Genomic DNA, 26,795 nt, shown 5'->3' with positions numbered 1-26,795 from the left:
AGACATGCCTAGGGAAAGTGTCCGGAAAACCTCTAAGTGTTTACTATACGGAGTTTGAGGCACAAGTTGCCGCTGAATACTCTAGAAATGTATATGGGAATGATCTAGCACCCTATAAATGCGAGAAGTGCAGGCAATGGCATTTATCTCCAAAGTCTAGGCTTACACCTAGTAAAAAGTGCTCCAGATGCACTTCCGCTATCGGGGAATACAAAAATTCATACCCTACAAGCAAAGAAGCCAGGCTCAGAGCTAATATCATTTACGAAGAGCAAGGCATTGAGTTAGAAGTGTATAAGTGCAAGCACGGTGAAGGTTGGCATTTGACCAAAGCCAAAAGATACTAATTGCTTGGGTTAAATGTAAACATGAAGTGATGTGACGATAGAGAGAGGGCTGTACCGTAGCACGGCCCTTTTTTTAATTTCCTGTTGGTTTCCCTCTCAGCCGATAGCCCTTAAGTGCACTGCGCCAGTTACAGATAGTGAACCAACTGCCGCATCATCGATGTAACTACTCCACCACCCCATCATTTTTCGTCGGCGTTCCAGGTAATCTGTTCGATTATAGGCAGAGCGGATAGCATTACGGTCCTGGTGAGCTAAAGCTGCTTCAATGATATCCGGATCAAAACCTCTTTCATTCAACGTAGTACTGGCGAGAGAGCGCATACCATGCGCGGTGGTGCGGTCTTTGAACCCGATGCGTCCCAGGGCCTTATTGATGGTCTCAGAGTCAATAGACCGCTTAGGGAAGCGCATAGATGGAAATACATGCACCCTATGCCCACTGATAGGATGTATGCGCTCCAGTATGGCAATAGTCTGGTCAGTCAATGGAATGCGATGTTCACGTTTCATTTTCATCCGTGTGTCTGGAATAATCCAGAGTCGATTTTCTATGTCAATCTCATCCCAGCGAGCACCAGCAGCTTCACTTGGTCTAGTCATGGTGTGCAGCTGCCACTCAATTAAGCATTTGGTAGCCAGCTGCATATTTGCAGTTGCAACTGTCTGTAGTAACTCTGTTAGTTCATCAGGTTTAAGTGCCGCCATGTGTTTCACATCAGGAGAAGCAAAAGTTTCTCCAACCCCAGATAAAACGTTGTGTTGGATCAAACCGCTATTAATGGCAAAGCGCATGATTTCATTTACCAACTGGATGGTGCGTTTTACTGTCTCCAACTTGCCTCTACGAGCAATCGGCCTAAACGCTTCCTGAACTATTATTGGCGTCAGTGACTTAACCGGGATCTCACCGAACTTAGGAAAAGCATAAAGCTCGAGCTTTCTCCAGTTACCTTGGACGGTTTTAGGTTTTAGTTTCGTCTTGGTCTTAACCCATTCATCAGCGACTGACTTGAATGTACAAGCTTGCTCTTGTTGAATCTGGGTCCTCTTCTCGATCCTGTCTAACTTAGGGTCAATACCTTCCTTCAGAAGTTTGCGCATCTCAAACGCTTTGTCACGAGCACCATCAACATTGAGCATGTCGAGGCTACCCAATCCCAAGAAGGTTCTGTTTTTTGTACCTGGCTTTGTGTAACGAAACTCCCAGTATTTGAGGTTGTTGGGCTTCACCAGTAGATAGAGACCACCGCCATCAGGTACACGATAGATTCGATCTCGGCCCTGTGCTTGTTCGATTTCCTTGTCTTTCAGACGATGTATTAAGTGCGACATATTGCCCCCTGGTATGACTAAGCTACACTCAGAAAAAGTTAGGTTTTTCGCGTCATACCACTTAATCACAAGTTATTGATTTATAGAACAATCTCAGCTGTAAATCATGTAATTCCCAAGTTTCTAATCACTTGAATAGGAACTAAGCAAAACAGGTTCAAATGGTATATTCCCGAAGTCGGGAAAGATTAAAACATACACTTTGTCATACCCCAAAATGGCGAACCAACTAGGACATCTTTGGACGTTATCGGACGATAACTTATTGATTTAGAAGTATAATAGGCATAAAAAAAGACGTCCTAGGACGTCTTTCTTCAAGAATGTGGCGGTGAGTGAGAGATTCGAACTCTCGATACGTTGCCGTATACACACTTTCCAGGCGTGCTCCTTCAGCCACTCGGACAACTCACCGAATCAAATTGTGGTTAGCATCGTTGGCTAACGAGGCGCTAATTTAATGATTATGTTCCTGATGGTCAAGGCTAAACACGAAAAAAAGCGCCCTTTTGCGTTTGTTTGCTCACTATCTAGCTAAATTGCGCAAAACTGGGGCAATTAGGCTTCTTGATAGTAACCTGGCACTCGGAACCAACGGCGACACTGATCTAAGAAGTAACCGTAAAGGACACCCATGCCACATGACACAACTGCATTACTTGCTACTGCCGTGATGATTTGGTCAGTTGACGCGCCTACTGCCAGCAAAATGCCCGCATAGACTGGAGATTGGAACAATACGTACGCCACCAAGTCAGACACGTTCTTCATAAACGAAGAGGGTGATAGTTTGTTACCTTGGCGTAATACCCAATCACGGAACATACCGTAAGGCCATGCAATCGCGATGTTTACTGGGATAGACAATGTGCGTGATGCTAAAGACTGCTCAAACGTCATACCCGAAATCAAGATCTCGATAATCATCCCTGTAATAAAACAAAAAACCACCATAGCAAAAGTATCCGCTGCGGCATTGCGAATACAAAATGGTCCACGAGACTTCATTTACAACCTCTAAAATCAAATACCAATAAAAACGACATCTATAAAATCATTTACTGCATTTAAAACCACATAGCAGTCAATAGCGCTATTAAATCACATTATTTTTAGTTTATGATTCCGTTTTAAAATATGAGTTGTAAATTAATAACTAACTTTCAAAGAAAAAGTAGCAGCTTTCACCAAAATCAGTAAAAAGCCCCATAAAACACTTCAAAATGGAGTTTTAAAACGTAATTTATTTACTTTTAAGCCAGTTAGCTCGCGAAAAAACACAGAAAACTAGAGAAATATCTGGCAAATGAATTTCAAAAAGATCGTCTTATGCTATTGGATCAAGCAAATTCAGAGTAAACACGAAGTTTATAGAATGGGAAGTGAAGATGGAGGTTATACCCAAGTAACATCGAGATGCTAGGTTCAGCAAGGATGACTTGGTTTGTAGGCGCAGCGGCGATTTAAAGATCTAGTTACTCTAAATCAAGAAATGACAACGCTCTGAGTCCTGCATCTTGAAATCACTTGGGTATAAGTAGTGTAGGAAGTACCCTACACTACTTAGTGAATGCACGGAGTTAGTGTTCTGCTAACAGTACCGTCAGTTGGTCGATGTCCTCTTGCTCAGGGGTAAGCGCTTTACTCAAATAGTCTTCGATGCGTTGGATAACTTTATTCAGTTCATCAGAAACATTTGGTTTGGCACTTTCGAAAATGTGAGAAAGTGTCGTCATTGCTTGTTCCAAGTTGCCATCATCTAATGCCATATAGAAGTTCAGCAACAATGCCTCGGCGTTTTGAGGTTTAGGTTGTTCTCCGCTTTGCTTGTCTTGGTATTGATAAAGTATCGACGCATGACGATACAAAGCATCATCGAGTTCTGATTCAACAATCGGTTTGGCGATGATATGGTTTGCTCCGACATCTAACATACGCTCCTGCGTTTCTTTGAAGACGTCTGCAGTACAGCCGAAGATCAAAACCGAGCGAGCTGGTGCATCCATAGAGCGAATAACAGCAATCGCTCCTACGCCATCAAGTACTGGCATGTGGTTATCCATCAACACCAAATCAAATTCATGCTTCGACACCTGCTCTACTGCTTGCTGCCCATTCTCGACACAAACGCATACAAACCCTTTAGAGCGCAAGAAGGTCTCCATAATGATGGTGTTCGTACGGTTGTCTTCCACGATAAGCGCACGTAAGCCTTGGCAATCAAGTTTATGTGTATTAGATGCTTCTAACACCCCAGCCTCACAAGGGTTGAGCTCAAGTTCGACAATAAACTTGGTGCCAATACACTCTTGGCTTTGAACAGTAATACTCCCGCCCATATGCTCTGAAATCTGCTTCACTATCGCCAACCCAAGACCCGTGCCGCCATATCGACGTGTTGTCGACGATTCTGCTTGTTCGAATGGTCGGAAAATGCGTTTCTGCGCATCAGGGCTGATACCAATCCCTGTGTCTTTCACACTAATGGTTAGTTTGGTTATGCCATCTTTCACATGCTCAGTCAGTTCGACTTCAACAAAACCACGATCCGTGAACTTCACTGCGTTATTGAGGAGGTTAAATAACACCTGGCGCAGACGTGCTTTGTCATTGTTGTACCAACGTCCAAACGGAACATTAGAAATAACTCTAAATTGCAGCCCCTTTTCGGCACATAAAGTGTGATACACACTGTTGATACTGCCGAGAATCGATTCGATTGGGAAAGGCGTGTTGTCGAGCTCAATGTGTCCTTGCTCAATTTTCGAGTAATCGAGAATTTCATTCAGTAGCGTCATCATGTGATCGCCAGAATCATACAAGGTATTTAAGTGCTTTCTTTGTTCGTCAGTTAGATGAGTTTTCAGCAGTATTTGTGCGGTTCCCAACACCCCATTCATCGGCGTTCGGATTTCATGAGACAAGGTTGCTAAGAAGGCTGTTTTTGCGTTTGTAGATGCCTGCGCCTTAACCCGTTCACGCTCAAGGTAAACCGTCTTTTCATTGAACTTGGTGATTAAGTGCCCGATTTCATCTTCACTCTCATAGGCGATATCAATAATGCCACCCGTTTTGGAGTCATCCACTTTCTTAGCAATTCGAACAATCGGTTCTACAATGTATCGGTTTAATAGGTAGTAACCCACCAACACGCAGAGCAGTAGAAATGGGATAACACCAGTCTCAACGCTCATTACTTGATTAAAGACTTGATCCGATACTTTGACCTTGGCATTCACCACATCCATGCGCCAATTAAAGCCACCAAACCCGAGCTGGCTGATGTATATGTTCTTAGTAAGCTGAAAGTTGTGCTCAATCACAACTTGGTCATCGGCATCGCGAATCACAACACCTAATGAGTATTGATTTGTATGTTCACGAATGAACTGGAATAACGCTTCCAAAGACAAGTCTACGGTTGCCACTCCGGCAAAAACACCCTCTTTGTAGTAAGGCGCTGAAGCCGTGATCATCTGAACTTGCGTGAAGGTATCGATATACACGCCAGACCAACTCACTGCCCCTGCAGGTTTGTTTGCAACAGACTGGTACCAAGGTTCGTTGTCGTAGCCACCAGACTCTGGATTATTGTAGGAATGGATTTGATCCAAGCTGCCGTTGTCATTCTTATTGAAGAATAAGCTTGTATATTGCCAACGTTCATCTTCCAATGTTGGTTTTGGCCATAATCCGCCACTGACGATGATGTCGTCGCTCACCGCAAGTAACTGGGGAATCGTATCTTGAAGTGAAATACTTGGTGTTGGCGTTTGCCCTAACCCTACAAGGCTATTGAGCAAACCAACGGAACTGGTTAGCGGTCCTTCAATCTGTGAGGCGAGCAATTGAGTTCGCAAATCCAAATTACGCTCAAGCTTTTCACGCACTGGTGGCTCAACAACAAGGTAAACAACAGAACCAATGGTCGCGATGAAGAAACACAAATAAAGTGTCAGGGCGAGAATGCTTTTGTTTCTGAGTGACGAACGAATTTCCATAGATGTAGACGAATCATTCCCTAATATCGATTTATCACTGATTGATTGGTAAGATTAGCCAACCAACCAGCCCATTAACAAATGGTATTCTATTTTGAAACTACAAGACATCCTTTCTCTTCCAGAACTTGATGGAAAACTACTAAACCTAGCGAAAACTCAAGGCTTTGTTACGTCTATGGCATGTGCGCCAAACGTGTTAAATCCTCAAGAGTGGCTACCATTCCTATGGGGCGGTGAAGAAACAGCACCTTTCTCTGATGGTGAGCAACTGGAACAGTACATCGATGAGATCATTCAAATGTGGAACCAAACACGCCCAGCGCTTCTGGAAGGTGCATGGCTTTGGCCTGAAGGATGCGAGCTGGATGATCAAGATATCGTATCTGCAAACACGCGTGATTTCTGTGAAGGTGTGCTTCAAGGCTGGCAATTGTCTCGTGACGATTGGGAAACGTTGATGCCTGATGACAGTGAAGACAGTGCATTGCTTGGTGGCGTACTGCTTTCTCTAACTATGCTTTACGATCCAGAAACGACAATCACGACACTTGCAGAGCAAGGTATGGAAGGTCTAGAGCAGTTTGAAGAGATCTTCAACGCAATGCCGATGATGCTTTGCGGGCTGACTCAACGTGGCGTAATGCTAGCTGAGCAAGAATAAACTCACCCCCCTGTGAGATACATAAGACAGAATGAAAAAGCTCTCCAATCCGGAGAGCTTTTTTGATCAATCTAGAATGACATGGGGGATATATCGCGCCATATCTTGGGTAACTAAACTGCTGTCTTCTCGAATGGAGATCCCGGCTGCTTTATCATTCACTAACCAACTGCCAATCAACGTATGGCTTGAGCCAAACTTAGGTAGCGGATGATATTGTTGAATGATGTTTTGGCTCGATTCATACGGACCCGGTGTTTTCACCAATCGCTGACCATTTTTGACAATCTCAATATTGGCACCTTCGCGAGAAAACAGAGGTTTAATGACATAGTCTTTTAAGCTAGCCGCTTTTGGATCATTGGCAAAATACGCGGGCAAAAGATTCGGATGATTTGGAAACCTCTCCCAAAGCAAGGGTAACAACGCTTTATTAGACAGAATCGATTTCCACATCGGCTCTAACCAATTCACACTCGCAGTTGCCAAGTACTGGCTGTATTCCTCTTCGAACATGAACTCCCAAGGGTAGAGTTTGAACATCCAGCGAATCGCTCTGCCATCGACATCCACAAATTGCCCATCTTGCGTCACGCCAATATCTTCGACAAAAACAAAGGCGGTTGCTAACCCAGCTTCTCGCGCACAGTCTTCGAGGTATTGCACCGTGCCTTTATCTTCTTCGGTGTATTTGCAACAACTAAAATGCAGCGTTTGACCCGGTTGCAATTTGGCAATATCGGCAAATCGTTCAATCAGAAAGTCTTGCAGAATATTAAACTGATCCGCACTTTGGTGAATGCGACCTTTATTGACAACATCCTCTAACCACACCCACTGCCAAAAGCCAGTCTCAAACAATGACGTTGGTGTGTCTGCGTTGTTTTCTAATAACTTTGCAGGAGAGGAGCCGTTGTAAGCAAAGTCCATCCTCGAATAAAGAGAAGGCTCTCTTCGTTGCCAAGAGGAAGCGACTTGTGACCACATTGCTTCGGGAATCGCACACTGCGTCAGTAACTGCTCACTTCGTACAACCTGATCGACGATTTCAAGACACATTTGATGAAGCTCTTCCGTTGGGTCTTCAATGTCTTTCTCTATCTGCTCAAGGGTAAATTGATAGTAAGCACTCTCATCCCAATACGGTTGGTCGTACATAGAATGGAAGCCAAAACCAAACTGGCGTGCCAATTCACGCCAGTTTTCTCTTTCTTGTATTTCTCGTCGAAACATTTCAGTTAACCGCCGCGGCTGACTGACACAGCTTTACCAAAGCCACCGCGAGACATCGCACGACCAATCGTACCGCCGCCGCGCTTATTTAGGCTACTGGTAGCAACCTTAGTGGATTGATTGCGATAAGAGCCGTAAAACTGCCCTGCACCGTTGTAATACTTCGATTTATAACGATACATCGGCTCTGAGTAATAACTTTTGTTGTAACCCTTAAGCCCACTCACCGCGCGACTGAAGAAGTAACCACCAACAAATGGGACATATGAGTGATGACGAGAACTGTAGTAACAATCATCCTCGTAAAAGTCATTTTCGCACTCATATTTGTTGTTGTAGCGCGGCGCATTTTCTTCTGCACGCGCCATTGCTTCTTGGTAGGCGATGTCACACTGCTCACTGAATTCAGGCGCGGCAGATTTACACTCGTCAGCATCGACGTAGATATAGCCTTCCGTTTCTGATTCTTGAGTTGCGAGGAAAAAAATCCCACCAAAAGCAACGAATGGAATGATTCGTCCGACTTTAAAACTCTTGTCCATTGAGGAGCGTTTTACATTGGAACTGCGTTTCATCGTTCCTCCTAGTAGGTCATGCAAGCTGCGTTAAGCACACCGACAGACACAGAGACGGCAGCTAAAACAATGCCTGCTGGTACTTCATCATTCTCAATACGCTCCGATACTTTCGGCAGCAGAATAAAACGCACAATACCAAACGCAATGATCTGTGCCAGCATCGCTACAACGCCCCATACCATGAAATCCACAATATTGACTGAGTTAGTCGCAGCGCCGGCAATAGCCAGACAGTAACCAAGAAAAGCACCACTTAACGCAACTGCCGCAGCGGTATTTTTCTCTTCCTTGATCAGATGCCATTCGTCATAAGGTGTCAATCTGACGTAGACGAACTTAAACGCCAGCACGAAAACGATCGAAACAGAAAAGTAGAGAAGAAAATTGGGAAAACCTGCCAACAGGTCGGCAATCATATGCATTATTTGTCCTTGTTCATGTCTGTCCAAGCGAAGTCATCAATTCGCTCGTCGGCAATGTAAAACAGCTTAGTGCTTGGTGGCACTTGAGCATTTAAATCGGGGTTGAGTTCAATCCCGTCCCCAAGATCGAACGCGATCAACGTAGCTTGGTGATGCTTCTTGATAAATCCGAAGATCTTTTCCACGCTGGTTGTCGGTTGATCTTGTGGGTAAATCACCGAGTACTGTGTCATACCCCGAGTTGAAGCAAGTAGCTCCTGATGAAGTGCGCTCGAACCCGGATCTACTGCCGCTTTCGCAAGCATCTCCGCGCCAACGGCTGGAATGCATTCCGCTTTTGGACAGTGCTCACTCAACAGTCGACCTAGCGCTTCATCTTTAAAATAAGCCAGCAAGTGTGCATCAGGATTCACTGAGGCACAATACAATGCGGCAGAGAGAGTAATATCATCGCTAAGATTATCGACAATAATACAGTTAGCATCGGTGATGTTGGCGTTTTTCATCTCTTGCGCGTCGGTGTAACTGTTCACCTTGATAAAACCAATTTCACCTGGTAATGGGTTTTCAATGTCTGAACGACTGCATAACACAATTGGGCGTTTGCCCTCTTCTTCATGCTGCAACATGCGGATAAGGTGCATGGTTCGTGCGCCATTCCAACCCAATAATACGATATGGTTATCCACTCTTACTCTCCGTTTACCCAGTATGCCTGCTCGCCAATAGTCAATTGCGCCACCAGCCACTCGCCCCAAAATGGCAGCAAATAAACTCAAACCACCAGGGATAATAAACAGAACCACAACCCACTTACCCATATCACTTGAGGGTGATAAGTCACCATAGCCAACCGTTGAAGCAGTCACCATGAGGTAGTAAATAAAGTTAGAGAAGTTTTCGGTCAGTGCATGCTCTCCTGCAAGAGTCAACAATAACCACGAGATGGCAATATATGCGCCACTAATGACGAGAAGGTTTCGGTTGCTTAATTTGAAAAGATGGGTGCTTAGCCACTTTTTCAGTACTAGCCATACAGCCATAAGTTTCCGATTCCTTTCTGATTGCTATAACTAAATACTAACCTATTGATTGTAAGAAATAAAAAAACCAGCCACATTCGGCTGGTTTTTGAGATTTATATTAACAAACTACAGTCTAAGTAGACGGAATGACTATGCGTTGCCTTTGACTTGCATGTTTAACTGCTCGGCAAAATCTAGCATGCGGTTGAGCGGAATCAGTGACTTCACACGTAGTGCTTCATCAACAAAGATTTCGTGCTCTTCACCACCTTCACGCAGCGCTTGCTCAATTGCTTTAAGACCGTTCATCGCCATCCAAGGGCAGTGTGCACAGCTACGACATGTCGCGCCAGCCCCTGCTGTCGGTGCTTCAATCAGTTCTTTTTCAGGCACTAACTGTTGCATCTTAAAGAAGATACCTTTGTCTGTTGCGACGATCATTTGCTTTTGAGGCAGCTCTTTCGCTGCTTTGATTAGCTGACTTGTCGAGCCTACTGCATCGGCTAGCTCTACAACACTTGCAGGTGATTCTGGGTGCACTAGGATTGCCGCATCCGAGTATACGTTCTTCATCTTGCGTAGCGCATCTGCAGAAAACTCGTCGTGAACTACGCACTCACCTTGCCATAGCAACATGTCTGCACCAGTTTTGTTTGCAATGTAAGAACCTAAGTGGCGATCCGGTCCCCAGATGATTGGCTTATCTTCTGCGTCTAGATGCTCGACGATTTCAAGCGCGATACTAGAAGTCACAACCCAATCAGCACGTGCTTTTACTGCCGCAGATGTGTTTGCGTATACCACCACCGTGTGGTCAGGGTGAGCGTCACAGAACTCGCTAAACTTGTCCGCCGGGCAACCAAGATCCAGTGAACATTCTGCTTCTAGCGTTGGCATTAGAATGCGCTTTTCTGGTGTCAGGATCTTTGCAGATTCACCCATAAAGCGAACCCCACCAATGATCAGTGTACTTGCTGGATGACGGTTACCAAATTTTGCCATTTCTAGCGAATCACCAACAAAACCGCCGGTCTCTTCAGCCAGAGCTTGGATTTCAGGATCAGTGTAATAGTGGGCGATAAGTACCGCGTCTTTTTCTTTAAGCAGCTTTTTGATTCGCTCGATGTAATCGGCTTTTTCTTGTTGGCTTAATGGGATTGGTTTTGGTGGGAATGGGTAAACTGTGTCGATTTTATCTAATATGTGGCTCATTGCTCTTGCTCTACGCAACTTCCTTTAATCCGAGTATTGTAACCTTGTTGATTTTCAAAAACCAACCCGTAACCGGAATTTATAGCAGTCTAGCCGTATATCTTTGTTGTGAGTGACAATTCTGATTGTTGCAGCGAAGCATTCATTACATCAATGATCGGCAAGCAAGCCGATCATGATTTTCTGCCGTGTTTATAGTGAGGATTTAGGCTAAATCATTTGTAACAAAATCTTGGAGCCTTTTGATTAATTATATGCGCGAGCCAATTTCCCCTTTCCTTTATATTGATAACTCTTGGTATCATGACTAATGAACATCGATTCACCAACTCGGAGCTGGATACTTTCTTTATCCGACCAAATAGTTACCTCACCCTCTATGCAAAAGAGGATTTCTGCACTTCTTAAATATTGGGGAGAGGCTTCTATATCGACTGATATAATGTCAAAGCTGAAATCATCAACTGGCACGGGATAAGTTATTCGATTCTCTTTGCACAGTGGTGTTATAAGTAAATTTTCCGAAGAAGTCGGAACAAAGTTTGTGTTATCAATCAGCTCTGGAATATCGACGTGTTTCGACGTTAAACCAGCTCTTAGTACATTGTCCGAATTTGCCATGATCTCCAACGCCGTCCCTCGGATATAGGCGTGTGGTACCTCAGCATGAAGAAACATCGCATCACCAGGTGCAAGCTCAATAAGATTAAGCATTAATGGCGCAAACAACCCAACATCATCGGGATAGTATTGTTTAAATGACCGACTGTAATGTATTGCTTGTCGACTAAGAGCCGTTATCTGAGTTGCTTCATGTGCGACATACAATTCACGCAGAGCTTGCTGCTTCTTATCTCCACTTAACGACAAAATAGCACTAAAGAATGCCTTAAGTCCTTCTGCGTTTTGGCAGCGTTCCAAATGTTTCAACTCTTTATCAAGCGCTGAAAGCTGTGCAGCCCTAAATAATGCGATGATCTGCTCAATGGGCCTGAAACCGTTCATCGCTTCATAAAAAGTGAGTGCGTATACCAACTCAGGTTTATGATTTGGGTCTTTGTAATTTCGAGTATCAGCAGCAATCGGAATGCCTAGCTCGTTCTCTCTTCTATAACCGGCTTGGGCCTTTGCATTGTTAGGGTGAACTTGAATAGAAAGCGGTGTCTCTGCGGCAAGAACTTTAAGTAAAAAAGGAAGTTCTCCAAACCGAGCACTGGTGTAATCACCTAGTATTGCGGTCCTATTTTCGCCGATAACGTGAGAGAGCAACTCTCCTGTATCTTTTATCTTAGAGCAACCACTCGGGTGTGCGCCCATCCACATTTCTGCTTGAGGCTCTACGTTGGGATTTGCGATTCCGAACATACGGTTAATAGAAGATAAACTCCCCCACTGATAGTTTTGAATAACAGTATCGAGCTTTGAAATCGACATAAACGACCTCACTTCATAAACACTTGGATTGTTTTGGCGTCATAACATCCGACTTAAGATCATCTGAAACTCGCCAAGTTCATTTTTAATAACGCTTACATCACACCAATTGTCGACGATGTAATCCGCTTCAATGAGTGCATCCTTTTCACCATGACTAAACATACCGACAACCTTTGCTTTTGCTGTTTTTCCAGAATGAATACCCGCACTGGCATCTTCAAAACAAATACAGTTTTCAATGTTTAAGTCGAGCTCCTCGGCTCCTTTTAAATAAGGCTCTGGATCTGGCTTGCCTTTGCTAATACGCTCCGGCGTTATGAGTACGTTGGGCATCGGCAGCTTTCCGGCTTTGATGCGAGCACTGGCAACAGGAATGGTTCCTGATGTCACAATAGCCCAAGGCACCTCAAATTCGTTAAGTTGATGAAGCAACTCTTGAGCGCCAGTAATCACTTCAATGCCCGTCGTATCTCTAGCTTCCAACTCTTCTAACCAAATCACTTCATTTTGAATTTCTTGTCTAGATGCATTCGGCAAAAGTTCAAAGATAGAATCGATAGCAGGACGTCCATGAATACGAGACAGAACGTAATCAGGCTCCAAGCCTTTTTTGATCGCCCAAGTCGTCCAAGATCGGGTTACTGAGGGAATAGAATTCACTAGCGTACCATCTAGATCAAACAATAAACCCGCAAAAGGAATCGTGATCATTTATGTTCTCCAATAGTAATCAGCCCCACTGATATGCAGGAAAAAGCGGGGCTGAATGTAATGATAAGCAGTGCTAGATCTTGCGACGTAACCCTTCTGCATTTGCCGCTTTCATCGCTGCAAACACCATATCTGGAGTGACAGCTCGAGGTTCGTTGTGAATAGTCTCCCCTTCTGCACATGCGGCTTCAGCTACTGCCAATAAATCTTCATCGGATACATTTTCTAAACCGATTTGAGACAGAGTCGTGGGCAAGCCTACTTTTTCGCAGAAGTCATAAACAGTTGCGATGGTCTGAGCCGATTTGTCAGTAAGGAATAGAGAAGAGAGCACACCAAATGCGACTTTTTCACCATGCAAGAACGCATGTGTTGGTTCCAATACTGTTAAGCCATTATGAATCGCATGAGAGGCAGCAAGACCACCACTTTCGAAACCTAATCCACTAAGCAACGTATTTGCTTCAACAACGCGTTCGAGCGCAGGAGTGACCACACCTTGTTCGTTCGATGTTTTAGCCATTACGCCGTATTCAAGCAAAGTGTCGTAACATAAATGCGCTAAAGCGTATGCAGATAAAGAACCGACGTGACCTGTCATATTCGAGGCAAAACTTTGCTGGCATGATTCTGCTTCAAACCATGTTGCTAGCGCATCACCGATCCCAGCGATGAGTAGTCGAACAGGTGCCTTGGCAATGATTTGTGTGTCGACCAAGACAAGATTCGGGTTTTGAGGAAGGATAAGGTAACGCTTAAACTCTCCTTCTTGAGTGTAAATAACGGATAGCGCACTGCATGGCGCATCGCTCGCCGCCAATGTCGGTACAATAGCCACAGGAACTCTCGCTTCATAGGATGTTGCTTTCGCGGTATCAATGGTTTTACCGCCACCTAAGCCAACCACAAACTCACCCTCAAAGCTTTTCAACATGGTTGTCAGACGTGTTATTTCTTCGTCACAGCATTCACCAGCAAACCGGACCACCTCAACTTCAACGGTCTCGAGATAAGGTTCAAACTCAGAAAGTAATGTGTCATAAACAAATGGGTCACAGATCATCAGACCTTTTTTGCCAAAGCGATTGAGTTCTGCTCCGAGTTGTTTTCGAGCATCTTTACCTTGAACATAACGACCTGGAAATATAGTTGTTGTTAGCATGGTAACTCCTAGATAACTGATTTAATTTTTGCTGTATTCGAGAGCACATCTCGACTTGGAATTACCTCAAAATAGCAAGCAAAACCTCTTCATCACATAGCATATTTGTTCGTCTAACTGGAGATTTGTCTTTAGAAAGTCAAATTGTGATGGCGATACAAATAACCACCTAAGTTATTAAAAATTAATGAGGTTATATAAAGCCACTTATTATTACCTCTTGTTATTTCAAAGCAGTATCGCTTCACAAATAGAGAAAATTGTATCTAGCAGCGACACACTTGAATGACATACACTGATGTTGTTATTTGCTCACTCGGTGATTCTTGATGCTCGACAAAAACTACCTGCTTGAATCTCTTCATCATTACAAAGACCTCAGTGGGGAAATCAGTAATGTGGTTTGCGCAGGCAACTTGCCTAAGCCACCTCAACTCGCCTTTCAAGTCCATTTTCCTCGTATTGAAATGGTGTTATTCGGTGAGCTAGAGATGGAGCTAGGGAGCCAAACCGGCGTAGAACAAAAAAGAGTATTCAAGCAAGGTGACGTGATTTACTTACCAGCAGAAAGTTGGAACCAACCAAGCTGGGGAAGCAAACCCGTTGTCACTATGACTGTGATGGCTGGTAAGCAAAGTTTTGGCTTAAGTTTGTTAAGTTGGGATGGTGAGAAGTTCGACTCCGCGATCAAAGAAACGGTTTTACGTCGGGGACCTCGTGTCGGCACGTTTATTCTTAATGCCCTAGAAGAATTGACTCGACAGATAGAGTCACAAGCAACAATGAAACTATTGGTTAGTTCGCTGTTTAGCCACATCGTGGATCTTATCGAACAACCACTTGAAACGCCTTCAAAAAGTCATGCGCTATTTGAATCGGTGAGAGATTACCTAGAACAACATTATCAAGAGCCTTTGACTCGTGAATCGGTTGCCGAGCACTTCTATGTGTCACCGAACTACCTTTCACAACTATTCCAAAAGGAAGGACAGATTAAGTTCAATGAATATTTGAATCACATTCGCTTAGAGCGCGCTAAGTTTTTGTTGGTCGAATACGATATGAAGGTAAAAGAAGTCGCGCACCGTTGTGGCTTTAAAGACAGTAACTATTTTTGTCGTGTGTTTCGAGCGCAAACCGAGCGCTCGCCATCAGAGTATCGAGCGCAATACCTCAGCGCTCATGTTGAAGAAGATTAATGTTCAAAAACTAATTTCAGCACCTCGGGGCGCTTGACGAACTTTATCGATAGCGCTCATCACCTCTTCCGTACTACGTAGAAAATGAGCAATAGAACAACGCACAACTCGACTGTTTTCAAATCGTTCCGCGCCCTCAATGTTAATATCAGAAACGATCACTGCGACATCTGCACCATCAATCAGATCTTGCGTTAACTGATTTTCGCTACCCAAAGCGCCTTGGGTTTCTACTGTCACCTTGTGACCGAGCTTACGCCCTAATTTTTCGAGCGCTTCAGCTGCCATATAAGTATGCGCTACACCGCTAATACATGCGGTTACACCAACTATTTCCATAATATAAAAACAAAAATGACCAAGCTTATAAGTGAGTTTAATCTCATTAAGCATGGTCATTATTAATCTTGGTCAGCTTTTACGTTACAACCAAGTCTACAAACTATTAGAGCGTGTACTGGATCACATTAAAGAACATCAAGAACGTTAGTGCCCTCGCCGTAAACCGTTTCCCAATCTGAAACAAACCCCGATACCCCCGAGTCAGTTAATGGATGCACAAGCAGGTGGTCAAAAACATCCGGGGCAATGGTCACAGAGTGAATGCCAGCCAGCGCCAATTGATGGACTTGTTGAACATTTTTAAATGAAGCACCAAGCACTTTCGCATCAAGGTGGTAGTTATCGATGATTTGTGCCATTTCCGCCGCAACAGCGACACCATCACCACAAATGTTATCTAAACGATTCACATAAGGAGCAAGGAATTCCGCTCCTGCTTTCGCTGCCATAAGCGCTTGTTGCGGAGTCAGGATCGCAGTGGCTGTTATGCGGTAGCCTTCTTCATGAATCAACTTCATTGCTTTAATACCTTGCGGCGTTACCGGCACTTTGATGATGATCTCTGGATCAATTGAACGCAGTGCTCTGGCTTCTTTCAGCATAGTTTCCGCATCTTTACCCATAACTTGCGCGTGTAACATACGCTCATCACCAATTATCTCACGGATATCTAATAAGATTTCTTTCAGTGGGCGTTTTTCTTTCGCAATAATTGACGGATTGGTCGTTACACCTTCGATCGGATAAAGGTCTACTGCTTTTTTGATCGCAGCAATGTTTGCCGTATCTAGCATGAATATCATGGTACTACTCCTAATTTAACAGCGACCACTCAATTGTTTGGAGTACTCGCCTGAATCTTTTTCTTGAAGAATAATGTCTATAAATCGTTTACATTCCCGCCCATTAGGCAGAAATGTAATGAAATTCTTGTAAGCATTTAGTGATTGCGGCTTTGCTCTCTGTAAACACGACTCCTTGCCCAGCCAACTTATTGGTGTTGAGTCTGACATCTCGAGTTTTGCGCGCGTCATTCACTTGAAGTAGATGATCGAGGCGACTTTGTTGCCCCAACTCGGTCAAAATATGCTCAGCAATCTCATAACGACTTGCCGGGTTATTTGCCCCCGTATGGTAAGTGCCGTATGGAATGGTGAAGATTTTTGGAAACTGCTCTATAAGTTCATGAACATAAGTTAATCCACGGAACTCATTTCTGCGCTCTTGCATCACTTCACCATTTGTTAAAGCTTGCATCGCATTCCAAACCACATTTGGATTAATGGTGGTATTTCGCTCAGGTAACCCAAATAGCCAGGTAAAACGCAAAATCCACATATCTTCCAAAATAGAACGCAACTCACCTTCTGCTTCTAGCTTATTTTGACCATATACAGTGTCTGGTACTGGCGTATCTTGCTCACTATATGGTCCTGCTTCGATATTCCCATTGAAGACTTGTTCAGTAGAGATGAACACGAGTTTTGAACCATTTGCTTTACATGCGTTCGCTACATTAATTGCCCCTTGAACATTCACCTTGTGCGCAATGTCTGGGTGTTGGTTACAAAAATCCGTGACTGCAATTGCCGCAGCGTGAATCACGAAATCAGGTTTAAATTCAGCGAATGTTGTATCGACCGCACTCTTATTGGTGATATCAAGTTGCTCAACGTCTAACCCCAAAATATCGAACTCATTGCGATAACGGTTGATAAAACGCGTCCCAAAGAAGCCTCTCGCACCAGTGATCAGTATTTTCTTTTTCATATTAGCCTCCAATGACTACTTGGTATCCACTAGCCTGTATATGGCTGCGGATGGCTTCCACTTCAGATTGAGTAGGAACGGGAATGTCTTTCATTAGATACTCCATCCCTAAAGTCTCATATTTGTTTGCGCCGTATTGATGGAACGGCAACAGATGAATTTCTCTGATATTGAAAGGTTTTAAAAAGCGCAAAACACTTTCAATATTGATTAAGTCCAAGGTATAACCGGGGATAAGTGGTAAACGCGGAATTACGTTACATTCCTGCTCAACCAACATCTTGAAGTTTCCAAGTACTTTCTCCACGTTGAGCCCAATCACGCTTTTAGCTTTTTGTGCATCCATGATTTTAAAATCGAACAACACTTCATCACACAACTCTCCAATACGACTCAATTGCGTGCTATTACCATGACCAGAAGTTTCAACAGCGGTGCGATAACCAAGTTGCTTTAGTTTGGTCAGAAGCTCGATGGCAAAATGCGCTTGGGTAAGGATTTCTCCACCAGAAAGCGTGATACCGCCATTTGAGGTATTAAAAAACACATCATCTTTTGCAACTTGTGCTATCACTTCATCCAAAGTCATGTCCGTGCCCACTTGCTCGTACGCTCCACTTGGGCACTCTTCAACATCCATTTCACATTCATCACACTCAAGGCATAGTGCTTTACGACGCATATAAGTGATTTTGTGTGAACGTGACTCTGGGTTGGCACACCACGGACAACTCAAAGGACAACCTTTGAAGAACACCACAGTCCTAATCCCTGTCCCGTCATGGAGTGAGTAGCGCTGAATATTGAATATCCGCGCGCTACTTTTGCTTCCATTAGCTTGATCACAGCTCATGGGCAGTTCTTCGAATGATGTCATCTTGAATTTCTTTCGATAACTCGACAAAGAAAGCACTGTAGCCAGCTACTCGAACGACCAACCCTGAGTAGTCCTCTGGCTTTTCTTGCGCTTTTTTCAGTGTCTCAGCGTTCAACACATTAAATTGAATATGTTGTAACTTGAGCTTCATAAATGCGCGGATGAAATCGGACAGTTTGCTTAAACCTTGATCCCCCTCTAACGTTGCAGGTGTGAATTTCACATTGAGAAGACTGCCATTGGACAGCAAGTAGTTATCTAATTTACTCACTGATTTTAGAACGGCTGTCGGACCTAATTGATCTTTTCCTAACATTGGTGACAAACCACCATCAGCAAGCTGTTCTCCTGACAAACGTCCATCAGCAGTAGCGCCCACAACAGCACCGAGCGGCACGTGAGCAGATACGGTGTAGGAGCCCGGGGTGAACTTTCCGCCTCTAGGGTTATCGTATTTCTCTACCTCTTTACAGAATAAACGCAATAACTCAGAGCCCAGAGCGTCCACCTCATCAATGTCGTTGCCGTACTTTTCGTACTTATTCATCAAACGAGCGCGGACTTTTTCACCGTTTGGCACCTCAAAGTTGCTATCTAATGTGGCGATAAATTCTTTGAACGTGCAGCGTTTTTCTTCGAACACATAACGCTTAAGTGCATGGAGAGAATCAGACAGATTAGCGATACCAATTCCTTGAACACCAGAAAAGTTATAACGCCCTCCGCCGTATGTGATGTCTTTACCATTCTCGATACAATCGCTGATAAATGATGAAAGAAGCGGCACTGGAGCCCAATCACGGTGACCAACATCGCAGATGTTAGAGCCTTCAATCATCAACTTAACGTAGTGCTTAATGTCTTGATGAATATCACTCATCAAGCTGTCAAAGGTAATATCTGGGTTGTTTGCATGACGTTGCATCGCGAGTTCCATGACCTTCAGGAGGTTAAACATAGCGATGTCGTGCAAGCCATAAGTCTTGCCTGGGATCGACAGCTCCACACAACCAACCACCGAATAATCACGTGCATCCTCTAGCGACACACCACGATTTAGGAAGGCAGGCACGACCACTTCGTCATTAAAGATTTGAGGAATCCCCGTCCCCAAACGAATCGTTTCTGCGGTTTTCATTAAGAAGCCACGATCCATGAACTCGTTTACGCGCACACCCAAGTTAGGTTGAGGCAGCTGCACACTTTGGTAGGCATCCAAACATAATGTGGATAGTGCATTCACAGCGCTGCGCCCTACTTCGCTCAAACCTCCTAATAGAATCGTGTAACCCGTAGGGAAACCCGCAAAAAACTTGGCGCTACCTGAAGAACGTAACAGAACAATATCATTGGTCTTGATCCACAAACTTTCCAACAACTCACGAAGATAATCCGGAGACTCACCTCGTGCTAACGATTGCTCGTAAAATGGCAACATATATTGATCAAAGCGACCCAGCGATAAAGAACTCGCATTCGATTCGTATTGCAGAATAATGTTCATGTACCAGAACAATTGGCATGCTTCATAAAAACCATCTGGAGCTTCTGTTGCAATTTTGCGAGAAATAGCCGCAATCTGAATCAGCTCTTGCTTACGCTGTTCGTTATCAGTGGCTTGCGACATGTTCTCGGCTAATTCGGCATAACGATGAATATGACGAATCGACGCTTCCAACAAGATCACAACTGACTTGAAGAATTCGTTCTCTGGCTGGCTAAAACTCAAGCTTTGCAGCTCATCGAGAAGCGCACCTAAACCGTTATCTAGCAGACGATCAAAGTCGATAATAATGTGACCTTGACCTTTGTCTGTTTGGTTAACACTAAAGATCTTTTGACCAACAGCAGATTTTACCTCTAGCGGAATTTGAGCATTGATGAAGTCTTTCATCGACCGTTCAGCCCAGTAAGGTAGTAATTGCTCACGGTAGGTTGTTTTGTCTTGCTCAGAAACAAAGAATTTATCTTGAGGGCGAGATTCGAAAATATCTAACTCTTTCTCAATCCAATAAGGGTCCATTTCAGGAGAAGCAATACCCGCTCTTGGTTGTACCGTTCGATTACCAGCAATTAGCTCATCTTCACGAATAGAGATTTCAACATTGTCCATCACATAGGCAGTTGCTTTTGCACGACGAATTAATGTCGGTTCTCCTTCTGTTTGCTTATGACTTTCTGTGTACAACAGTGCACGTTCCAATGAGATTTCGCGTTTTGCGGCAAACAGTGCGGACTTAAGACGTTCTATGCGTGGGGTACTCATATATAGACTCCTGAGAATACCTAGTTGTTGAGCGATTTAATGGTTTTGTATAGCTAAGAAACCCTAACGAGAGTCACTTAGCTATACAGAGCAGAGAGACCAAAATTTCTCTGCTCTGTAATTTAGTGGGAGGCTAGGCTGCTACTGATTCAAGATGCTTTTCAATCTTATCCATCACGGCAGATGCACGTTTTACAGCATCACTGACACCGATACGTACAATGGTTTTGCCTGTAAAGCGCTCAGCATTTTTGATATCGATATCTTTGGTAAGAATGACGACATCAGCGGTTTTGATCGTGCTTTCATCTAACTCGTTTTCGATACCAATTGAACCTTGTGTTTCCACTTGGCAAGACCAACCTTTGGCTTTTGCTGCTGCTTCGATGGCCTCAGCAGCCATGTATGTATGTGCAACACCTGAAGGGCATGCTGTTACTGCTACGATAGAAGTCATAATTTTGTTTCCTATATTGTTTTGGAGAACTCTTAATTTTTCGTTGTTTTGTATTTACCTTGGCGGCTATTCAGCTCACCAAGCTATAAGTCTGTTCTGCGGATTAACCAATCTCGATATCAAGGTCTAAATCATCGGACTCTTCTTCTTTTTCTTGCGTGACAGGGCGACGTGCTTTCAAGAAGTTGACTAACAAAGCAGTAGCCAATGAGCCAACAGCAAGTGCGATAATGAAACTAAAGCGACCTTCAACCACAGGAAGTACAATCAAGCCGCCCCAAGCTGCATAACTTTTCACACCAAGCACTGCTGCTGTTGCAGAACCAATTGCTGTGCCAATCATGATGGACGGTAGCACACGCAATGGATCAGCAGCTGCGAAAGGAATAGCCCCCTCCGTAATACCCATCGTGCCCATTAGAATCGAAGCTCGTCCTGCTTCTTGTTCGCTGTAGTCGTAAAGCTTTTTATTGAGGAATGTTGCTAGACCCATACCGATAGAAGGCACTGCCACAGCAACGGAGGAGATACCAGCTACGTTATAGATACCTTCACCAACACACATAATGACGAACGCATACGCAACTTTGTTGACAGGACCACCCATATCAAAGGCGATCATAAGACCCATGATGACAGCGAGAAGAACGATGCTCTCGTTTTGCATACCTTTAAGAAAATCCGTCAGAGCTGCAGTCGCTGCACCGATTGGCTCACCAATCCCCCATACAATGGCACCAGCGGTGATGAAAGTACCAATGATTGGAATCACGAAGATCGGCATTACAGAGCGAGCGTAAGATGGAACTTTGATCTTCTTCAGGTAGAACACCACGATACCACCTAACAGACCGGCAAAAATTGCCCCAAAAAAGCCCGTGTTATACATATTTGCGCCGATGAACGCCGCTATCGCAGAGGGTGCTAAGGCAGAGCGATCAGCGATTGAGTAACCAATGTAAGCGGCTAGAATCGGCACCATCAATTGGAAACCAGCAACACCAATGAAGAACAGATCGTGTAACCACGTGCCCTCTTCTGGAACGGCACCTTCTCCGTAAAGCATGACCGACATTGCGAGCAAAATACCTCCGGCAACCACAAACGGGATCATGTGAGAGACACCAGTCATCAAGTGTTGGCGAGTGTCCTTAAGTATTGAGATTAAGTCTTTCATAGACTTCTCCTTGGATAAGTTTTTTTAAACTGTTTCACGTAAAGGGTTAAAACTTCAGCCGGCCGTGCTTTGGTATCTAATATAGTGAGCAATAGTACTATTCAGTTAGAGGACAAAAGTTCTATTTACTGGATTTTTGTTCGATTAAAAAGAAAAGTTGATCTGTATCTCGAAAAATACCCAGAATGAAACAAGAACAATTAAAACCTTCAAATACAGATATTTATGTTACACGGAAAATAAAAACCAAACCTAATCCATGTTTAAAGTCACATTTTTAACTATAAATTTGAGCTATATCACAGTTAATTTTCAACCTAACAAAAATCCAGTTTTTCGTAGTTTTGTCCCATAGTTTGTACTGTCTATTTTGATATTGTGAATGCATAACGAAAGGCAGTGACCATTGCCAAAGTAAAAGGACAATATGAAATGAAATCTTTTTCTTTCTCTTGCGAACTTCCAAATGGAGTTCACGCTCGCCCAGCGAGTCATGTTGAAGCGGTTTGTAATAGCTTTGATTCTTCTATTACATGGCAAAACCAACGTACAGGGATGAGTGGAAATGCGAAAAGCGTACTCTCTCTAATTAGTACCGATACGCTGTTAGGTGATGAGTGCTTGATTACTATCGAAGGTCAAGATGAAGACAATGCGTTGACGCAACTAAAACAGTTTATTACTAACGAGTTTCCTCATTGCGACGCCCCACTTGCCACAACGACTCAAGAAGATGAAAACCTTGCTCCTCTCCCAAGGAACTTTTCGAATTTAAATGTGGCTCATATTCGAGGTCGCAGTGTCAGCGAAGGTTTTGGTCAAGGCGTATTAACAGCAATGGGAGCGATTAACTTTGATGCACTCACTGATTTACCACCAGCAAAACCTCTTAATGAAGAGCGTTCACAACTCAATTCGGGCTTGGAGGCTGTTGCTAAATCTCTGACGATTCAGTTGAACTCTTCTGAACACACTGAAGGCGAAGTGCTCAAAGCACACCTATCAATCGCTAAAGATGAAGAGTTTAGACAAACCATCACGAGTAACCTGGTTGAAGGACGAAGCAGTGCAGACGCGATTATTGCCACTGCTAAACACTTTGGTGAAGTTATGAAGAACTCATCGAGTGCTTATATGCGTGAACGTGAATTAGACATTCGTGATGTGTGCTACCAGCTACTGCAAAGCATTTATGGTGATGAACGTTTTGGCAGTCAAAACAAGCTTACACAGCCTACTGTTTGCTTAGCTGACGATCTCACCCCTAGTCAGTTTCTTGAGTTAGATAAGTCTCTTTTGAAAGGTTTAATCCTCTCTCATGGTGGCAGTACTTCACACACCGTAATTTTGGCGCGATCTTTCGCAATTCCGACGATTGTGGGGGTTGAAGGTTCTCGCCTAACTGATCTTCTAGACGAGGAAGTGATTGTTGACGGCACTCTCGGAATTGTGGTGACAGAGATAGCCGAATCTGTGGAACGTTACTATGTTCAAGAAAGTAAAGTGAAAGAAATTGTCTCTAGCCGACAAGCACAATTTCGTGATGTAGCAGCACAAACATTCGACGGGAAAGTTCTTGAAGTTGCAGCCAATATTGCTCACTCAGTAGAAGCGAAAGCCGCCTTCGCAAACGGCGCAGAAGCCGTCGGTTTGTTCCGCACAGAAATGCTTTATATGGATCGAACCAGCGCGCCAGATGAAGATGAGTTGTACAACATTTTCTGTCAAGCGTGTGACGCTGCAAATGGAAAATCCATCATCGTTCGAACTATTGATATCGGTGGTGATAAGCCTGTTGATTACTTGAATATTCCAGCAGAAAACAATCCATTCCTAGGCTACCGTGCGGTACGGATCTACCCCGAGTTTATTGAGATGTTCAAAACTCAATTGCGCGCCATCTTACGAGCTTCTGCTCATGGAAACCTCAAAATTATGATCCCTATGATTTCCTCTTTAGAAGAAATATTGTGGGTAAAAGATATTCTCGCTGAAGTGCGCCAAGAGCTACGTAAAGAAGCCCTTCCTTTTGCTGAAAAAGTTCCGTTAGGCATCATGTTAGAAGTTCCATCTGTCGCTTTCATCATTGATCAATGCTGCGAGGAAATAGACTTTTTCTCCATTGGATCCAACGACTTAACTCAATACCTAATGGCAGTGGATCGCGATAACGCTAAAGTGGCGGCTAGTTACAACAGCCTCAACCCTGCTTTTTTGCGCACTCTGGATCATGTGGTTCGCGAAGTTCATCGACACGGCAAATGGATTGGGCTATGTGGCGAACTTGGTGCCAAAGGCTCGGTACTCCCTCTACTTGTTGGTCTAGGTCTCGACGAAATAAGCATGAGCTCACCAAGTATTCCCGCAACCAAAGAGCGCATTGCGAAACTTGATAGCCGCGAATGTCGTCAACTGCTCAACAAAGCGATGCAATGTCGAACGATCCAAGAGGTTGAGCATGTGCTTGCTCAGTTCCGTATGACTCAGTCTGAAGCGCCAATGGTTTCTGCCGATTGTATTAGCCTGGATAGAGATCTACGAAACAAAGAGGAAGTGATCAAAACACTGTCAGACAATTTGTTCTTAACCGGTCGCTGCCGATACCCAAATAAACTGGCGGATGACTTATGGGCTCGAGAAGATGTCTTTTCTACTGGACTTGGCTTTGGCTTTGCGATTCCGCACACTAAGAGTGAACATATCGAGCAATCTGCGATCAGCGTATGCCGGCTTGCAAAATCGATTGAATGGGGGGATGAAGAAGCACAATTTGTCATTATGCTCACTCTCAACAAACATGCTGCAGGCGATCAGCATATGAAGATTTTTTCCAAACTCGCGAGAAAGATAATGCACGCTGATTTCCGAGATCAGCTCATGACAGCAGAAACCTCATATCAGATTGAGGCTTTGCTAAAACAAGAACTTGAACTGAACTAAGCCTTCCCCCATTTTGCATTTTGGCAGTATCAACTTCTCCGGTGGTGCTGCCTTTTTTAGGATTGCCCATGACTCCAATTAAAACCGCCATTGTTGGTTTTGGCATTTCAGGTCAATGTTTCCAAGCTCCTATCATCAATTTCTGTAAAGAGTTAGATCTTGTTGCCGTTGTCTCAAGTAATGCACAAAAAGTTCATACTCAACTAACAGATGTAAAAGTTTATTCTGAGATTAACGAAATGCTTGCTGATGAAAGTATCGAGTTAGTCATTATCTCAACACCCAATAACCTTCATGTCCCTCAAGCCAAGCTTGCATTATCGGCGGGAAAACATGTAGTTATCGAGAAGCCTTTCTGCGTTTCAGTCCAAGAAGGCAAAGAACTAATCGCACTTGCTAAACAATCAGATCAACGAGTATCAGTCTACCAAAGCCGACGTTACGATGGGGATTTCAAGACTATTCAAGCACTCATTGAGCAAGGAAAACTTCCAGGCATTCATACCTTTTACTCAAGCTACAATCGCTTTCGTCCTGAAGTCAAAGACCGTTGGCGCGAACAAGCTTTACCTGGCTCCGGCATTCTCTACGACCTAGGAGCTCACCTCATTGATCAAGCATTGTGCCTATTTGGCAAACCGGAAAGCGTCACTGCAGTATTGAGAAATCAACGGTCAGGTTCCCAAGCTGTTGACCATTTCCATTTGATTCTCAATTACCCCACGCACGAGGTCATTTTGCATGGAAACTGTTTAAGTACAACCGAAGGACCAAGGTTCCAAATCTTTGCTAAAGATACGAGCCTGATTAAATATGGGATGGACACCCAAGAAGACTTTTTGCGGAATAAACAAGGTCCAGAAACATATGGTTGGGGTAAAGATCGACCAGAGTACTTCGCCACTATCACCAGTCATCAAGGGCAGGTTTCCACAATAGAGACTCAGATAGGTGGCTATGAAGCTTTCTACCAACAACTTGCGAAGTCGATTCGAAAAGGTGACGATTTACCTGTATCACTAGAGCAAGCACTAGACGTAATTCGTATCATAGAAGCAGCTTACTCAAGCTCACAACAGCAACGGACAATCAAACTTACTGAGGTGTAGCATGATCACAGACTTAGACTTACTACTCGCGCAAGAAGACAGGCTTCAGTTCACCGAGTTCAACCCAAATATCGCATGGCAGCTAGGCAATCTAATTAAACAAAATGCAGAAAATAAAGGGGCAAGCGTTGCGATTGATATCACCTTGAACGGACATTGCCTATTTTCATATGCGATGCCTGGTACCTCTATCGACAACCAAGAATGGATAGCTCGAAAGCGTAATGTTGTGGTCAGATACCAACACAGCTCTTGGTATATGGGTCAGTACTTTAAAACTAAGGGGAAAAGCATAGAAGAAGCTTCTCTTGTGGATCCAAAACAATTTGCGCCGTTCGGAGGAAGCTTTCCTCTCTCTATAAGAAACGTCGGTGTTGTTGGTAGTATTTCCGTATCCGGGTTACCGCAGTACGAAGACCATTTGTTGTTGATAGAAACTCTTGAATCCTTCTTAGGCTAAATGACTTTCTTAACAGAAAGCCATCAAGAGTTTTATTATTCTTCTCCTTCTCAGCATGAAATGTTTAATAC

23 protein-coding genes and 1 tRNA gene are annotated in these 26,795 nt (G+C 43.9%); 5 read left to right on the top strand and 19 right to left on the bottom strand.

Annotated features, from left to right (window positions below; translation table 11 throughout):
• Nucleotides 1–443 precede the first annotated feature (443 nt).
• The 4 genes from NL647_RS11750 to NL647_RS11735 all read right to left on the bottom strand — a co-directional run bounded on the left by NL647_RS11750 (nucleotide 444) and on the right by NL647_RS11735 (nucleotide 5,683).
• Nucleotides 444–1,682, bottom strand: coding sequence for a tyrosine-type recombinase/integrase (locus NL647_RS11750; protein ID WP_253650169.1), 1,239 nt, complete (start codon nucleotides 1,680–1,682; stop codon nucleotides 444–446).
• 326 nt (nucleotides 1,683–2,008) lie between these two features.
• A tRNA-Ser gene (locus tag NL647_RS11745) sits at nucleotides 2,009–2,096 on the bottom strand.
• Nucleotides 2,097–2,240: 144 nt separating this feature from the next.
• Nucleotides 2,241–2,690: an L-alanine exporter AlaE gene (locus tag NL647_RS11740; RefSeq protein WP_005441741.1), complete on the bottom strand. Its 450-nt coding sequence runs from the start codon at nucleotides 2,688–2,690 to the stop codon at nucleotides 2,241–2,243.
• Between the two features lie 572 nt (nucleotides 2,691–3,262).
• Nucleotides 3,263–5,683: a hybrid sensor histidine kinase/response regulator gene (locus tag NL647_RS11735; protein ID WP_017188306.1), complete on the bottom strand. Its 2,421-nt coding sequence runs from the start codon at nucleotides 5,681–5,683 to the stop codon at nucleotides 3,263–3,265.
• Between the two features lie 94 nt (nucleotides 5,684–5,777).
• Here NL647_RS11735 and NL647_RS11730 point away from each other — a divergent pair, with 94 nt between their 5' ends.
• The gene (locus NL647_RS11730; RefSeq protein WP_005450287.1) at nucleotides 5,778–6,347 is read left to right on the top strand and encodes a YecA family protein; all 570 of its coding nucleotides are present in this window, start codon (nucleotides 5,778–5,780) and stop codon (nucleotides 6,345–6,347) included.
• Between the two features lie 66 nt (nucleotides 6,348–6,413).
• Here the strand turns inward: NL647_RS11730 and NL647_RS11725 are convergent, their stop codons facing one another.
• From NL647_RS11725 to NL647_RS11690, 8 genes are all read right to left on the bottom strand, one after another.
• Nucleotides 6,414–7,580, bottom strand: a complete 1,167-nt coding sequence (locus NL647_RS11725; RefSeq protein WP_050924235.1) for a glutathionylspermidine synthase family protein — start codon at nucleotides 7,578–7,580, stop codon at nucleotides 6,414–6,416.
• 5 nt (nucleotides 7,581–7,585) lie between these two features.
• Nucleotides 7,586–8,155 carry a DUF1190 domain-containing protein gene (locus NL647_RS11720; RefSeq protein ID WP_049535761.1) on the bottom strand — a complete coding sequence of 190 codons (570 nt, stop codon included), beginning with the start codon at nucleotides 8,153–8,155 and terminating at the stop codon, nucleotides 7,586–7,588.
• Nucleotides 8,156–8,163: 8 nt separating this feature from the next.
• Nucleotides 8,164–8,580 carry a DUF350 domain-containing protein gene (locus NL647_RS11715; protein ID WP_005450290.1) on the bottom strand — a complete coding sequence of 139 codons (417 nt, stop codon included), beginning with the start codon at nucleotides 8,578–8,580 and terminating at the stop codon, nucleotides 8,164–8,166.
• Complete coding sequence (locus NL647_RS11710) at nucleotides 8,580–9,623, bottom strand: potassium channel family protein (RefSeq protein ID WP_050921746.1); 1,044 nt, start codon at nucleotides 9,621–9,623, stop codon at nucleotides 8,580–8,582. Before NL647_RS11710 ends, NL647_RS11715 begins: the two co-directional genes overlap by 1 nt.
• Before the next feature lie 132 nt (nucleotides 9,624–9,755).
• Complete coding sequence (gene nadA, locus NL647_RS11705; RefSeq protein WP_005450292.1) at nucleotides 9,756–10,817, bottom strand: quinolinate synthase NadA; 1,062 nt, start codon at nucleotides 10,815–10,817, stop codon at nucleotides 9,756–9,758.
• 246 nt (nucleotides 10,818–11,063) lie between these two features.
• Entirely contained in the window at nucleotides 11,064–12,251 is a 1,188-nt protein-coding gene (gene manA, locus NL647_RS11700) for a mannose-6-phosphate isomerase, class I (RefSeq protein WP_038898150.1), read from the bottom strand.
• A 39-nt stretch (nucleotides 12,252–12,290) separates the two neighbouring features.
• The gene (locus NL647_RS11695) at nucleotides 12,291–12,965 is read right to left on the bottom strand and encodes an HAD-IA family hydrolase (protein ID WP_053049295.1); all 675 of its coding nucleotides are present in this window, start codon (nucleotides 12,963–12,965) and stop codon (nucleotides 12,291–12,293) included.
• A 73-nt stretch (nucleotides 12,966–13,038) separates the two neighbouring features.
• On the bottom strand, nucleotides 13,039–14,127 hold the full coding sequence (locus NL647_RS11690) for a glycerol dehydrogenase (RefSeq protein ID WP_038898151.1): 1,089 nt from the start codon (nucleotides 14,125–14,127) through the stop codon (nucleotides 13,039–13,041).
• Nucleotides 14,128–14,456: 329 nt separating this feature from the next.
• Here NL647_RS11690 and NL647_RS11685 point away from each other — a divergent pair, with 329 nt between their 5' ends.
• Nucleotides 14,457–15,326, top strand: coding sequence for an AraC family transcriptional regulator (locus NL647_RS11685; RefSeq protein ID WP_017819053.1), 870 nt, complete (start codon nucleotides 14,457–14,459; stop codon nucleotides 15,324–15,326).
• Between the two features lie 3 nt (nucleotides 15,327–15,329).
• Here NL647_RS11685 and NL647_RS11680 read toward each other — a convergent pair whose 3' ends face one another.
• The 7 genes from NL647_RS11680 to NL647_RS11650 form a co-directional block, all read right to left on the bottom strand.
• Nucleotides 15,330–15,665, bottom strand: a complete 336-nt coding sequence (locus NL647_RS11680; RefSeq protein WP_026138354.1) for a PTS fructose transporter subunit IIB — start codon at nucleotides 15,663–15,665, stop codon at nucleotides 15,330–15,332.
• 128 nt (nucleotides 15,666–15,793) lie between these two features.
• Nucleotides 15,794–16,471, bottom strand: a complete 678-nt coding sequence (locus tag NL647_RS11675; RefSeq protein ID WP_017819051.1) for a fructose-6-phosphate aldolase — start codon at nucleotides 16,469–16,471, stop codon at nucleotides 15,794–15,796.
• 103 nt (nucleotides 16,472–16,574) lie between these two features.
• Nucleotides 16,575–17,438 (bottom strand): sugar nucleotide-binding protein, encoded by an 864-nt coding sequence (locus NL647_RS11670; RefSeq protein WP_029789023.1) that lies wholly within the window; start codon nucleotides 17,436–17,438, stop codon nucleotides 16,575–16,577.
• 1 nt (nucleotide 17,439) lies between these two features.
• Nucleotides 17,440–18,315: a [formate-C-acetyltransferase]-activating enzyme gene (locus tag NL647_RS11665; RefSeq protein ID WP_026138353.1), complete on the bottom strand. Its 876-nt coding sequence runs from the start codon at nucleotides 18,313–18,315 to the stop codon at nucleotides 17,440–17,442.
• The gene (locus tag NL647_RS11660) at nucleotides 18,281–20,581 is read right to left on the bottom strand and encodes a formate C-acetyltransferase (RefSeq protein ID WP_053049292.1); all 2,301 of its coding nucleotides are present in this window, start codon (nucleotides 20,579–20,581) and stop codon (nucleotides 18,281–18,283) included. The genes NL647_RS11665 and NL647_RS11660 overlap by 35 nt, the downstream gene beginning before the upstream one ends.
• Before the next feature lie 133 nt (nucleotides 20,582–20,714).
• A complete protein-coding gene (locus NL647_RS11655; protein WP_038898155.1) occupies nucleotides 20,715–21,038 on the bottom strand; it encodes a PTS fructose-like transporter subunit IIB in 324 nt (107 codons plus the stop codon).
• A 103-nt stretch (nucleotides 21,039–21,141) separates the two neighbouring features.
• Nucleotides 21,142–22,215, bottom strand: coding sequence for a PTS fructose transporter subunit EIIC (locus NL647_RS11650; protein WP_026138351.1), 1,074 nt, complete (start codon nucleotides 22,213–22,215; stop codon nucleotides 21,142–21,144).
• Between the two features lie 432 nt (nucleotides 22,216–22,647).
• Between NL647_RS11650 and ptsP the strand changes: the two genes are divergently transcribed.
• From ptsP to NL647_RS11635, 3 genes are all read left to right on the top strand, one after another.
• Nucleotides 22,648–25,155: a phosphoenolpyruvate--protein phosphotransferase gene (gene ptsP, locus NL647_RS11645; protein ID WP_253650168.1), complete on the top strand. Its 2,508-nt coding sequence runs from the start codon at nucleotides 22,648–22,650 to the stop codon at nucleotides 25,153–25,155.
• A gap of 68 nt (nucleotides 25,156–25,223) precedes the next feature.
• On the top strand, nucleotides 25,224–26,264 hold the full coding sequence (locus NL647_RS11640; RefSeq protein WP_050908528.1) for an oxidoreductase: 1,041 nt from the start codon (nucleotides 25,224–25,226) through the stop codon (nucleotides 26,262–26,264).
• A gap of 1 nt (nucleotide 26,265) precedes the next feature.
• Nucleotides 26,266–26,724, top strand: a complete 459-nt coding sequence (locus tag NL647_RS11635; protein ID WP_253650167.1) for a heme-degrading domain-containing protein — start codon at nucleotides 26,266–26,268, stop codon at nucleotides 26,722–26,724.
• Nucleotides 26,725–26,795: the final 71 nt, after the last annotated feature.

This window comes from Vibrio sp. Y29_XK_CS5, assembly GCF_024181835.1.
Lineage (GTDB): Bacteria > Pseudomonadota > Gammaproteobacteria > Enterobacterales > Vibrionaceae > Vibrio > Vibrio harveyi.
Note: the sequence above shows the minus strand (reverse complement) of the source record. Positions and strands in the feature narration are given on the sequence as shown.

Bases quoted from the DNA above. Each gene is read 5' to 3' on its own strand.
- NL647_RS11735 (WP_017188306.1), bottom strand. From the start codon at position 5,683: ATGGAAATTCGTTCGTCACTCAGAAACAAAAGCATTCTCGCCCTGACA.
- NL647_RS11740 (WP_005441741.1), bottom strand. From the start codon at position 2,690: ATGAAGTCTCGTGGACCATTTTGTATTCGCAATGCCGCAGCGGATACT.
- nadA (WP_005450292.1), bottom strand. From the start codon at position 10,817: ATGAGCCACATATTAGATAAAATCGACACAGTTTACCCATTCCCACCA.
- NL647_RS11635 (WP_253650167.1), top strand. From the start codon at position 26,266: ATGATCACAGACTTAGACTTACTACTCGCGCAAGAAGACAGGCTTCAG.
- NL647_RS11685 (WP_017819053.1), top strand. From the start codon at position 14,457: ATGCTCGACAAAAACTACCTGCTTGAATCTCTTCATCATTACAAAGAC.
- ptsP (WP_253650168.1), top strand. From the start codon at position 22,648: ATGAAATCTTTTTCTTTCTCTTGCGAACTTCCAAATGGAGTTCACGCT.
- NL647_RS11715 (WP_005450290.1), bottom strand. From the start codon at position 8,580: ATGCATATGATTGCCGACCTGTTGGCAGGTTTTCCCAATTTTCTTCTC.
- NL647_RS11670 (WP_029789023.1), bottom strand. From the start codon at position 17,438: ATGAAAAAGAAAATACTGATCACTGGTGCGAGAGGCTTCTTTGGGACG.
- NL647_RS11655 (WP_038898155.1), bottom strand. From the start codon at position 21,038: ATGACTTCTATCGTAGCAGTAACAGCATGCCCTTCAGGTGTTGCACAT.
- NL647_RS11710 (WP_050921746.1), bottom strand. From the start codon at position 9,623: ATGGCTGTATGGCTAGTACTGAAAAAGTGGCTAAGCACCCATCTTTTC.
- NL647_RS11720 (WP_049535761.1), bottom strand. From the start codon at position 8,155: ATGAAACGCAGTTCCAATGTAAAACGCTCCTCAATGGACAAGAGTTTT.
- NL647_RS11675 (WP_017819051.1), bottom strand. From the start codon at position 16,471: ATGATATTCATGCTAGATACGGCAAACATTGCTGCGATCAAAAAAGCA.
- NL647_RS11680 (WP_026138354.1), bottom strand. From the start codon at position 15,665: ATGGAAATAGTTGGTGTAACCGCATGTATTAGCGGTGTAGCGCATACT.
- NL647_RS11650 (WP_026138351.1), bottom strand. From the start codon at position 22,215: ATGAAAGACTTAATCTCAATACTTAAGGACACTCGCCAACACTTGATG.
- NL647_RS11695 (WP_053049295.1), bottom strand. From the start codon at position 12,965: ATGATCACGATTCCTTTTGCGGGTTTATTGTTTGATCTAGATGGTACG.
- NL647_RS11690 (WP_038898151.1), bottom strand. From the start codon at position 14,127: ATGCTAACAACAACTATATTTCCAGGTCGTTATGTTCAAGGTAAAGAT.
- NL647_RS11665 (WP_026138353.1), bottom strand. From the start codon at position 18,315: ATGACATCATTCGAAGAACTGCCCATGAGCTGTGATCAAGCTAATGGA.
- manA (WP_038898150.1), bottom strand. From the start codon at position 12,251: ATGTCGATTTCAAAGCTCGATACTGTTATTCAAAACTATCAGTGGGGG.
- NL647_RS11725 (WP_050924235.1), bottom strand. From the start codon at position 7,580: ATGTTTCGACGAGAAATACAAGAAAGAGAAAACTGGCGTGAATTGGCA.
- NL647_RS11660 (WP_053049292.1), bottom strand. From the start codon at position 20,581: ATGAGTACCCCACGCATAGAACGTCTTAAGTCCGCACTGTTTGCCGCA.
- NL647_RS11640 (WP_050908528.1), top strand. From the start codon at position 25,224: ATGACTCCAATTAAAACCGCCATTGTTGGTTTTGGCATTTCAGGTCAA.
- NL647_RS11750 (WP_253650169.1), bottom strand. From the start codon at position 1,682: ATGTCGCACTTAATACATCGTCTGAAAGACAAGGAAATCGAACAAGCA.